The following is an 11,275-nucleotide window of genomic DNA, read 5'->3' as shown; positions in this document are numbered from 1 at the left end:
AGTCCGGCGAAGTGTTATGCGGACACGATCAGCGCTTCCAGAACCAGTCTTTCTGCCGTGCGTGGCGCATTGCCTGCCGCTTCCGTTCGGCGGCGAGACGGTCGAGGTAGAGCACTCCGTCGAGGTGGTCGGTCTCGTGCTGCAGGCACTGCGCCATGACACCGCTACCCATCACGGTGACCGGCTCGTTGCGCAGGTCCACCCCGCGCACCACCGCGTAGGCTGCACGCGGGGTCGGGAACCACAGTTCCGGAACGGACAGGCAACCCTCGTCGATGTCCTGGGTCTCCTCGGAGAGTTCCACGATCTCCGGGTTCAGTACGTAGCCGTGCTCGCCGTGCACGTCGTAGCTGAACGCCCGCAGACCGACGCCGATCTGCGGCGCGGCGAGGCCGGCGCGGCCCTGCGGCTCGACAGTGTCGAGCAGATCCTGAACCAGGGCCTCCAGCGACTTGTCGAATCGGGTCACCGGGTCGGCGACGGTCTTCAGTACTGGGTCACCGAAATAGCGCAGTTCGCGCAGGGCCATGATCGCCAAATCCTTTCCGCGGGACACGGGCAGCTTACTGATCTGTGGGATCTGCAAACTCGGGCGCCGGAACTGCCAAGTCGGGCGCGGGATCTGCCAAGTCGGGGCACCGGAACTGCCAAGTCGGGCACGGGAACTGCAAACTCGGGGGTTAGGCGCGTAGGCGCAGGCCTTTGGGGGTGGCGCGGAAACCGGCGTCACGCAGGACTTCGGCCAGGGCGGAGGTCAGTGCCTGCTCGCCGTCGGCCCGCTGCACCGACAGCTGGCCGAGCCAGCCTTCGCGCACGGCCGTGGACAGCGCGTGCGCCGCTTCCCGCAGGCCGGCCTCGTCCTCGGTGAACGACAGCAGCGAGCGCCCGCCGCGTTCCACGTACAGCACGGGGGAGCCGTCGACCAGCACGGCGAGTGCTCCGGCCTTGCGCGCGGGCCGGTGTTTCGTACCGCCGACGACCGGGGGCCAGGCGAGCGCGGCGCCGTAGGGCTGCGCCGGATCGGTCGCCGCCAGCACCACTGCCGGGGTGCTGTTGCGCCTTCCGCTACCGGTGTCGGACACCGCGCGCAGCCGATCCACCGCCCCCCGCGCCGCGAACTGCGCGGCACCGAGTCCTTCGACGACGTACCCACGGATCACCTGCCCGGAGTCCTCCATGCCGCGCAACACCTTGTAGATCCCGGAGAATCCCCCGGCGACCCGCTCGGTCTCCAATGCGCCCCTGGTCAGCACGCCGTGGCGTTCGAGGAACGCCTCTGTCCTGGCGTGTGTGCGCCGGGTCGGGTCGCTCTCCCGGCGCGGGGTGAGTGCCCAGCGGCCCGCGACCGTCGGCGGGCCGGTGCGCGACGGCATGGCGGGCCTGCCCGCCCGCATCCGCGCGTAGCGGCCGCGTGGCGCCGAACGTCGCGGTTTGTGTGCCGCGCCGCGCCCGGAGACCAGCACACGTAACGGCGCCAGTGTGTCGCCGCTGACCTCACCGGCCCATACGAGATCCCACAGTGCGGCGACGACATCCCCGTCGTCCGGTGCGGATTCCAGCAACGGCGTCACGCGATCGGCCAGTTGCCGGAAGAACAGCGCGCCACCCTCCAGTGTGGACCGGATGGCGTCGTGCAACGGGCTCGCGGGCGCTGGTTCCTCGAGTTCGGGCAGCAGCAGATCGGCGATGTCGCTACCGGCCAGCGCCACCCAGCCGTCACCGCCAGGCAGCGCGCCACACCCGGACCAGGTGACCTCCCCCGCGGTGGTCAGCTCGTCCAGCAGCGCCGGAGCGTATCCCGGCAGTCTGCTGGGCAGGATGAGTGACTCCAACGCGCTGGCGGGCAGCGGGGCGCCGGCCAGCTGGTCCACAACGGACAGTACATCGTCGGCGGTCGGCGCCGAACGCACACGCGCACCGATGCCGTGCCAGCTCGGCAGGAACCGGCCCAGCGCGGCCGGTTCCACCGGCTCCACCTCGGCCCGCAGCTGCGCCAGTGATGCCCGCCGCAACCGACGGAGCACCCCCGCGTCGCAGTACTCGGTCCCGGACTCCGGCATCTGCTCGTGACTCACCGGGCTGAGTTCGCCCCTGACCAGCCTGCCCTCCGCCGTCAGCCGGTCGAGCACCCCGGCCACGACGGCGGTGCCGAGGCCGAATCGCCGGGCGGCCCGCGCCGCGGGGAACGGCGCCCTGGTCCTGGCATAGCGGGACAGCAGGTCACCGAGCGGGTCGTCCACGGGCTCGGTGAACGCCTCCGGCACGCCGACCGGCAGCGCGGTGCCGAGGGCGTCGCGTACCCGGCCGGCGTCCTCGATCGCGAGGAAACGTTCCTCGCCCCCGATCCGCACCCGGATGGCCCGGCGTGTCGCCTCCAGCTCCAGCAGCCACTCCTCGGCCACCCCGCGCTCCGCGGCCTCGGTGACCGTCAGATCGCCGAGCAGCCGCAAGAAGTCGGCGGCGTCCTCGGCGTCGCGCGCGTGGCGGTCGGGTTCCAGCCGTTGCAGTGTGCGCTCCACCGAAGCGACCACATCGGCGTCGAGCAGTTCGCGGATCGCCTCGGTGCCGAGCAGTTCCGCCAGCAGGGCTGAGTCCAGTGCCAGAGCCGCCGCCCTGCGTTCCGCGAGCGGTGCGTCCGTCTCGTACAGGAACATGCCGACGTAGCCGAACAGCAGACTCCGCGCGAAGGGCGAAGCGGCCTGCGTCTCGACCTCCACCACCCGGATGCGGCGCGCGCGGACATCGGACATCAGCTCGCGCAGCCCACCGACGTCGTATACGTCCTGCAGGCACTCCCGCATGGCCTCGAGTACGACGGGGAACCGCTCGTACTTCGACGCGACGCCGAGCAACTGCGCGGAGCGCTGGCGCTGCTGCCACAGTGGACTTCGTTTCCCAGGGTTCCGTCGCGGCAGGAGCAGAGACCGCGCCGCGCACTCGCGGAAGCGGGCCGCGAACAGGGCCGATCCGCCGACCTCCGCGACGATGATCTGTTCGACCTCCTCCGGGTCGAGCAGCACGTCGTCCGCGCCGATCACGACCTCGGCGCCGTCTGGGTCCAGTGCGTCCGGCACGCGCAGCACGATCCCGTCGTCGGAGTGCGCCACCTGGGCATCGACTCCCCGGTTCTCCCGCAGGCGCGCGGCGATCGCCAGCGCCCAGGGGGCGTTGACCTGCGCGCCGAACGGCGAATGCAACACGACGCGCCAGTCGCCCAGCTCGTCGCGGAACCGCTCCAGCAGCATCGTGCGGTCGTGCGGCACGTGCCGGGTCGCGGTGCGCTGCTCGTCCAGGTAGCTGACGAGGTTGCGCTGCGCGCGTTCGTCGAGGCCGGCCGCGGCGGCTCTGCGCATCGCGGTTTCGGTGTCCGAATCGGACACCTCGCGGACGAAGGCGCCGAGTGCGCGCCCCAGTTCGAGGGGGCGTCCGATGGTGTCGCCCTTCCAGAACGGCATCCGGGCCGGCTCGCCCGGCGCGGGCACCACGATCACGCGGTCGTGGGTGATGTCGGTGACCCGCCAGGACGAGGTTCCCAGCAGCACGGTGTCCCCGACCCGGGACTCGTACACCATCTCCTCGTCGAGTTCTCCCACCCGGCTGCCCGGCCTGCCCTCGCTGCCCGGTGTCATGACCGTGAACAGTCCCCGATCCGGGATGGTGCCGCCGGAGGTGACCGCGAGGCGTTGTGCGCCGGGGCGCCCGTTCAGCTCTCCGGTGACCCGGTCCCAGGTGATCCGCGGACGCAGTTCACCGAACTCCTCGCTGGGATAGCGCCCGGCCAGCATGTCCAGCACGGCCTGCAGCGCGTCGTCCGGCAGTGCGGCGAACGGCGCGGCCCTGCGGACCGTGGCCGCGAGATCCGTCACCGTTCTCGGCTCCAGCGCGACCATGGCCACGACCTGCTGGGCCAGCACGTCGAGCGGGTTGCGAGGGTACTTCAGCGACTCGATCCGCCCCGCGGCCATCCGCTCCGCCACCACCGCGCAGGAGACGAGGTCACCGCGGAACTTGGGGAACATCACCCCGGATGACACGGCACCGACGTGGTGGCCGGCCCTGCCGACCCGCTGCAGGCCGGAGGCGACGGTGGGCGGCGCCTCGACCTGCACAACGAGATCGACCGCGCCCATGTCGATCCCCAGTTCCAGGGACGAGGTGGCGACGACGCAGGCCAGCCTGCCGGACTTCAGCTCTTCCTCGACGAGCGTGCGCTGCTCGCGGGACATGGACCCGTGGTGGGCTTTGGCCACGGTGGCCGCGGCCCCGGTGCTGACCCCGGACTGGCCGACGGCTTCGGCGGGGAACCGGTCCCGTTGTTCGCCTGCCTCGGCCCCGGCAGACATCTCGGCCGCCTCGGCCGCGAGCTCGTTCAACCGGGCCGTGAGTCGTTCGGTGAGCCTGCGGGAGTTGGCGAAGACGATGGTGGAGCGATGCGCGAGGACGAGTTCGAGTATTCGCTGTTCGACGGCGGGCCAGATGGAGGGCCGCCGCACCTCGGCTCCTGGCGTCTCCGCCAGTTCCTGGTCGGCCTCGCTCGACGGCGCGTCGAGCGAGGCCATGTCCTCGACCGGGACCTCCACCTTGACCTCGATGGTCTTCGCGGTCTCCGGCTGTACCACGGTGACCGGCCTGCCGCCTGCGAGGAACGAGCTGACCTCGTCCACCGGCCGGACGGTGGCCGAGAGCCCGATCCGCTGTGCCTGCCTCGGCAGCAACTCGTCCAGGCGTTCCAGCGACAGTGCGAGATGCGCGCCGCGTTTGGTGCCCGCGACCGCGTGTACCTCGTCGACGATCACGGTTTCGACGCCGCGCAACGACTCCCGCGCGGCGGAGGTGAGCAGCAGGAACAACGACTCCGGGGTGGTCACCAGCACGTCGGGCGGCGTGCGGGTGAACGAACGCCGTTCCGCGGCCGGGGTGTCGCCGGTGCGCATGCCGACGGTGATGTCCGGCGGTTCGAGCCCGAGTCGCCGCGACGCCTGTGAGATTCCGGCCAGCGGCGCGCGCAGGTTGCGCTGGACGTCCACCGCGAGCGCCTTGAGCGGGGAGACGTAGAGCACCCTGCAGCGGTGTGCGGCCTGTTCGGGAGGCCCTTCCACGGCGAGCCGGTCCAGCGCCCAGAGGAACGCGGCGAGCGTCTTGCCCGACCCGGTCGGTGCGACCACGAGGGCGTGCTGCCGCCCGTGCGCCGCACGCCACGCGCCCTCCTGGGCGGCGGTGGGTGCGGCGAAGGCCCCCGCGAACCAGTCCCTGGTCGCGGGGGAGAAGAGGTCAAGTACGTCGCCCACTGGTCCATCATCGGTCCAGGTACCGACATTCTCAGCCCGGGGACCCGATCTGTGATGGTCCGTCCGCAGGTCCCGGCCCGGCATGGCAGCATCTGCGGCGGATACCAGCAGGGTGGGAACAGGGCGACAGGGAGAGCTGTGCGGATCCTTTCGGTGGATCTCGGGACGTCGAACACCGTCGCCGTGCTGTCCGCGCACGGCCGTCCGCCGAGGGTCGTCGAGGTGGACGGCTCGGCGACCATGCCCTCCGCGGTGTTCGCGGACTCCGACGGCACGCTCATGGTCGGCAGGGACGCCGAACGCAGGGCGCGGCTCGATCCCACCCGGTTCGAGCCGAATCCCAAGCGCCGGGTCGACGAGCAGACCCTGCTACTCGGCGACGACATCGTCCCGGTGACCGAGGCGCTGGCCGCGGTGCTGCGCCGGGTGTTCGAAGAAACCTCCCGCCAGCTCGGCGGCGATCAGCCCGACGAGGTGCGCCTGACCCATCCCGCGCAGTGGGGGCCGGTGCGGCGCAACGTGCTGCTGTCCGCGGCGCGGCTCGCCGGCGCGAACAGTGGCCTTTCGCTGGTCCCCGAACCGGTGGCCGCCGCGGCCCACTTCGCGTCCTTCCCCGGCAAGGGCCTCGCGCAGGGGCAGGCACTCGCGGTCTACGACCTCGGTGCGGGCACGTTCGACGTCGCTGTCGTCGGCGCTCTCGGCCCGGAGCGGTCGGGGTTCGCGGTACTGGCCGAGGACGGGCTGCCCGATCTCGGCGGGCTCGACGTCGACCAGGCGCTGCTGGTGCACGTAGGCAGGGAGGTCTCGCACCGCGATCCGCAGCGCTGGCAACGGCTGCTCCGGCCGGAGTCCACGGCGGACCGTCGTACCCGGCGTGCCCTGCAGGAGGACGTCAGGGCCGCGAAGGAGGCGTTGTCCCGGCATCCGCAGACCGAGGTGCCGATGCCGGAGCCGTTCACCGACGTGCTGGTCACCAGGGGCGAACTCGAGGCGCTCGTGCGGCCCGCGCTGCTGCGCAGCGTGGAGCTGGTGACCAGGACACTGCACTCGGCCGGGGTCTCGCCGAGTCACCTCGGCGGCATCTACCTGGTCGGCGGATCGAGCAGGCTTCCGCTCGTGGCCACGATGATCACGGAGAAACTGGGCGTCTTGCCGACGAGTCTCGACCAGCCGGAGACCGCGGTGGCGTTCGGTGCGCACCACGTCTCGGCCGACGGCCTCAGCATGCGGACACAGAACGTGGAGGGGCAGGTGGCGGCGTCCGGCGCCCCCACCCAGCACCGGCAGGGCGGGGCACCACCGGGCGCGTCTGCGGGGCAACCACACGGACCGTACGGCGCGCGGGGCCACCTCGGCCCGCCGGGATCAGGACAGAGTTTCCCGCCAAGCGGGCCGCGGCCCGCGCTCGCCCAGCAGCAGGCTCACAGTGCCTTCCCGGCGTATCCGGCACCGCGGCAGGCCGGACCGGGGCGTTCCAGGGGGAAGGTGCTCGCCGGCATCGCGGCCGTGTTGCTGGTGCTGGTCGCGGCGGGCGCGACCTACCTGCTCAGCCGGTCCCCCTCCGTGCGGACCTACTCCGCCCAGGAGTGCGGGCAGCCCGGCGAGGTCGACGACGCGGGATTCACCGGCTGCCTGCGACAACTGGCGGGTGCGGTCGCCGAGAACAACGCGTGCACGCCGGGAATGGGAACGGGTCCGGCCGCCGCGGCGGACCAGGAGAGCCTCGGCGTCTCGGTCACCTGTTCGGCGCCGGGTCTGGCCGGGGCACAGGTGACCTACCTGCACGGCAGTTCCCCCGCGGAGCTCGAGCGCTACACCAGCGGCCTGCTCAACCGGACAGGCGGCGCGGACATGGTGCGGGCGCGGTGGCGCGGCAACGCATTGGAGGGCAGCTACTCGGCCGCGGGTGGACGGGATTCGTCGGTCCTGGTCTTCTCGGTGCCGGACCGTCCCCTCGCCGGCTTCATCTACCAGGTCAACAGCACCGGGCAGGAATCCGCGACCGCACCTGCGGAACTGGCCGACTACTTCGAACAGCACATCCAGCCGGGGGAGTGATCGGCGGATCCGGGTGCACCGGCATTCAACGCCGGTTGTTGAACCACCAGAATCGCACCAGGACCACGAGTGCGGAGGTCACGACCGCGATCGAGGCGAGTGTCAGCGCGGTCGGGCCCCATGAGGGCATCTCCATCTGGGTGAGCAACATCCCTCCACGATACGACCGGACGGCCCGGCTACGCTGGCTGACGATGCGTACCACGGTGTTCCGGCAGAAGATGGCGGAGGAGTTCGGCTCGGTACGTGCCGAGATGCTGGTCAGCGACCATGTGTTCAGCGGCCTCGACGGGCGCACGGTCGAACAGGCGCTCAAGGCAGGTGTCCAGGCGAAACAGATCTGGCAGGTGGTGTGCGCGGATTTCGGGATTCCCGCGGAACGACGCTGAATCCCGCGACAAGGGCGTGTCGCTCACGAGCTCGAACACTTGTTCGGCTACGATGAGGGTTATGCACAATGCGGTCGACAGGGGCTGGCCGGAGCTTGCGGAGGCCAGCTCGTGGCGGGCGCATGCAGGTGGGACACCAAGGGCAGGCGAACCAGCGACTGTGCATCACCCGACTCTTGAATAAAGCATGGTGTTGTTCGCGCCGGGGCGAACGATCCACAGATTGCCATCGAGTCCTGGAACTGTCGGTCCCCGCCCGTAGCGTCGGACCCGACTCGAAAACAGCACAGCAGCCCCACAGGCTTCCGACCAACGAGGTGGATTCTCATGGCTCCAGCAGCACCGGACAGGGACAAGGCACTCGACCTGGCCCTTGCCCAGATCGACAAGCAGTACGGCAAGGGGTCGGTGATGCGCCTCGGGGACGAGGGGCGCGCGCCCATCGCGGTGATCCCGACCGGTGCCATCGCGCTCGACGTCGCGCTCGGTATCGGCGGTCTGCCCCGCGGCCGGGTGGTGGAGATCTACGGTCCGGAATCCTCCGGTAAGACCACGGTCGCCCTGCACGCGGTCGCCAACGCGCAGCGGGCGGGCGGCATCGCCGCGTTCGTGGACGCGGAGCACGCGCTGGACCCGGAGTACGCGAAGGCGCTCGGGGTGGACACCGACGCGCTGCTGGTCTCCCAGCCGGACACCGGTGAGCAGGCACTGGAGATCGCGGACATGCTGATCCGCTCCGGCGCGCTCGACATTCTGGTCATCGACTCCGTCGCGGCACTGGTGCCCCGCGCGGAGATCGAGGGCGAGATGGGGGACTCGCACGTGGGTCTGCAGGCGCGGCTGATGAGCCAGGCGCTGCGTAAACTCACCGGTGCGTTGCACAATTCCGGTACAACCGCGGTTTTCATCAACCAGCTCCGCGAAAAGGTCGGCGTCATGTTCGGCTCGCCGGAGACCACCACCGGTGGAAAGGCGCTGAAGTTCTACGCCTCGGTCCGGCTGGACGTCCGTCGTATCGAGACGCTCAAGGACGGTGGCGAGCCGGTCGGTAACCGCACCCGCGTCAAGGTCGTGAAGAACAAGGTCGCGCCGCCGTTCAAGCAGGCCGAGTTCGACATCCTCTACGGGCACGGCATCTCCCGCGAAGGTTCGCTCATCGACATGGGCGTCGACCAGGGCATCGTGCGCAAGTCCGGTGCCTGGTACACCTACGAGGGCGACCAGCTCGGCCAGGGCAAGGAAAACGCGCGGAAGTTCCTGCGCGACAACCCGGACATCGCCAACGAGATCGAGAAGCGGATCAAGGACAAACTCGGGATCGGCGCCAAGCTCGACGCCGACGAGACAGAGGCGGTAGCCCCCGCTCCGGTCGAGTTCTAGGTTTCGCACCCGACTTGGCAGTTCTGGCGGCCGAGTTGGCAGTTTCGGCGCCCGACTTGGTAGTTCGGGAGCGCGTGCGGGCTCAGCGTGAGGAGAGAACTGTGTCCGAGGTGGAACCGTGCCCAAGCTGAATCCGGACGAGTTGTCGCCCGATGAGGCCAGGAAAGCGGCCAAGGAGGTCTGCTTCGACCTGCTCGCGGTCCGGCCGCGCAGTAAGGACGAGCTGCGTCAGGCCTTGCGCCGCAAGGGTTTCGACGAGGAGACCCGGGAGACCATGCTCGCCAAGCTGGATCACGCCGGACTGGTCGACGACACGGCGTTCGCGGAATCCTGGGTCCGCTCGCGACACGCTCATCAGGGCCTGGCGCGGCGGGCGCTGGTCGCGGAGCTGCGGCGCAAAGGCGTCGACGGCGAGGTCGCGGCACAGGCGGCCGAGGAGGTCGATCACGATTCCGAGGAACAACGGGCGCGGGAGCTGGTCCGCAAGCGGTTGCGGAGTATGAGCAACGTCGAGGAGCAGACCGCGATTCGCCGGCTCCTCGGCATGCTCGGCCGTAAGGGCTATCCGCAGGGTCTCGCCTACACAGTGATCCGGGACGAGCTGCGGATCGCGGGCGCCGAGGCGACGATGCTGGATGACGCCCAGGCCGACTGATCGGCAGCGCAGGGATGCGGTCGCACATGCCCGCCTGAGACGTGCGGTCAGGCCCGTTGCGCCGTGCCGTCCTCGGCGAGCCGGCACGGTGGGATGACCGTGTGTTCGGGTTCGCGCACCCACCAGGCGCCGGTCTCCGTCCGTTCCCGAGCAGTGGAGAACCGGTACGAGAACAGGCGGGCCCGCACGAAGGTCGGTGCGGTTCCGGCGAAAGGGTCCGTGCGCAACAGGCGGATCGTCCGCCGGTCACCGGCCAGCAGCTTCGCGACCAGGCCGGGCAGCCAGGAAGCGCCATAGCGCGAGGAGAGGGCTGCGAACCACATCATCCAGTCCAGCCGCAGGTGATACGGCGCGAACTGACGCGGACGGCGCATCGGGTCGCCCGGCTTGCCCTTGAACTCGTACTCCCGCCATTCGGCGCCGGGACCGGGGATGGGCGCGTCGGTGCCTTCCAGCACGACCTCATGTCTGGTGCGGGTGACCGTGCCGAAAGCGCCATAGGTGTTCACCAGCCGCAGACTCGTGAAGCTGGCGTTCATCAGCTGTCGCTTCCCGACCAGGTTGCGAACCGGCAGATAGCTCAGAGCCAGCACCAGAACGGTTAGCGCGAGCACCACCGCGCCGTACCAGGACGGGATCGGCGTGAGTTCGGGGCGGTCGCCGGGCAGCACCGCTTCCAGCAACCTGCCGTCGACGGCGGGAACCGCGAGGGTGATCGTGAGCGCGTTGAGCCAGGAGAAGTTGCCGCTCAGCATCAGCCAGCCCTGGGTGCCGATCACGATGGCGGCAGCCACGGTCGCCACCGGCTGCGGAGCGAACAGGGCGAATGGGACCACCAACTGGGCGGCGTGGTTCGCGAGCACCTCGACCTTGTGCAGTGGCCGGGGCAGATGATGGAAGTACCAGCTCAGCGGTCCGGGCATCGGCTGTGTCTCGTGGTGGTAGTTCAGACAGGTCAGGTCCCGCCAGCACCGGTCACCGCGCATCTTGATCAGTCCGGCACCGAACTCGACCCGGAACAGCAGCCAGCGCAGCAACCACAGCACGATCACCGGTGGTGCCATATCGGCCGGCCCGAGGAAGATCGCCAGGAACCCGGCCTCCACCAGCAACGATTCCCAGCCGAAGCCGTACCAGACCTGACCGACGTTGAGGATCGACAGATACAGCGCCCAAGGAACGGCCCAGATCAGCAGCGTGACCCACACAGGCGCCGAGTCGGCGGCACCGAACAGCAGCGCCACCGAGATCGCCACACCGGTCCAGGCCAACACGGCGAAGAACCGGTCCGAGTAGTACAGATGGAAGACACTCGGCGACCGGCGCCACGAGGTCTTCTCCAGGAAGCGGGGGATCGGCGTGATGCCGTTCGTGCCGAGCAGGGCGCGGAACTGGTTCGCCGCACACACAAAGGCGACGAGGTAGATGGCCGCCAGCAGCCGCTGGAAGACCAGCCGTGATGCCCAGTAGTCCGGGTCGGCGAACCAGTCCCATCCCACCGCAGG

The 11,275-nt window shown here is 70.0% G+C and carries 8 protein-coding genes; 4 read left to right on the top strand and 4 right to left on the bottom strand.

Annotated features, from left to right (window positions below; translation table 11 throughout):
* Positions 1-28 precede the first annotated feature (28 nt).
* Positions 29-529 carry a peptide deformylase gene (gene def, locus D0C15_RS07750; protein ID WP_116042137.1) on the bottom strand — a complete coding sequence of 167 codons (501 nt, stop codon included), beginning with the start codon at positions 527-529 and terminating at the stop codon, positions 29-31.
* 151 nt (positions 530-680) lie between these two features.
* Positions 681-5,288: an ATP-dependent helicase gene (locus D0C15_RS07745; RefSeq protein ID WP_162829942.1), complete on the bottom strand. Its 4,608-nt coding sequence runs from the start codon at positions 5,286-5,288 to the stop codon at positions 681-683.
* A 138-nt stretch (positions 5,289-5,426) separates the two neighbouring features.
* Here D0C15_RS07745 and D0C15_RS07740 point away from each other — a divergent pair, with 138 nt between their 5' ends.
* A complete protein-coding gene (locus tag D0C15_RS07740; RefSeq protein WP_116042132.1) occupies positions 5,427-7,346 on the top strand; it encodes an Hsp70 family protein in 1,920 nt (639 codons plus the stop codon).
* A gap of 25 nt (positions 7,347-7,371) precedes the next feature.
* On the opposite strand, the gene D0C15_RS35420 is transcribed toward D0C15_RS07740, so the two are convergent.
* Positions 7,372-7,497, bottom strand: a complete 126-nt coding sequence (locus tag D0C15_RS35420; RefSeq protein WP_281270674.1) for a hypothetical protein — start codon at positions 7,495-7,497, stop codon at positions 7,372-7,374.
* Between the two features lie 43 nt (positions 7,498-7,540).
* On the opposite strand from D0C15_RS35420, the gene D0C15_RS07735 reads away from it, so the two are divergent.
* The 3 genes from D0C15_RS07735 to D0C15_RS07725 all read left to right on the top strand — a co-directional run bounded on the left by D0C15_RS07735 (position 7,541) and on the right by D0C15_RS07725 (position 9,770).
* Positions 7,541-7,735: a DUF3046 domain-containing protein gene (locus D0C15_RS07735; RefSeq protein ID WP_116042129.1), complete on the top strand. Its 195-nt coding sequence runs from the start codon at positions 7,541-7,543 to the stop codon at positions 7,733-7,735.
* A 327-nt stretch (positions 7,736-8,062) separates the two neighbouring features.
* A complete protein-coding gene (recA, locus tag D0C15_RS07730; RefSeq protein WP_091674165.1) occupies positions 8,063-9,115 on the top strand; it encodes a recombinase RecA in 1,053 nt (350 codons plus the stop codon).
* A gap of 127 nt (positions 9,116-9,242) precedes the next feature.
* On the top strand, positions 9,243-9,770 hold the full coding sequence (locus tag D0C15_RS07725; protein WP_211323121.1) for a regulatory protein RecX: 528 nt from the start codon (positions 9,243-9,245) through the stop codon (positions 9,768-9,770).
* 47 nt (positions 9,771-9,817) lie between these two features.
* Here D0C15_RS07725 and D0C15_RS07720 read toward each other — a convergent pair whose 3' ends face one another.
* A complete protein-coding gene (locus tag D0C15_RS07720) occupies positions 9,818-11,269 on the bottom strand; it encodes a lipase maturation factor family protein (RefSeq protein WP_116042124.1) in 1,452 nt (483 codons plus the stop codon).
* Positions 11,270-11,275: the final 6 nt, after the last annotated feature.

The sequence above is a fragment of the Amycolatopsis palatopharyngis genome, from assembly GCF_003385185.1.
GTDB lineage: Bacteria > Actinomycetota > Actinomycetes > Mycobacteriales > Pseudonocardiaceae > Amycolatopsis > Amycolatopsis palatopharyngis.
Note: the sequence above shows the minus strand (reverse complement) of the source record. Positions and strands in the feature narration are given on the sequence as shown.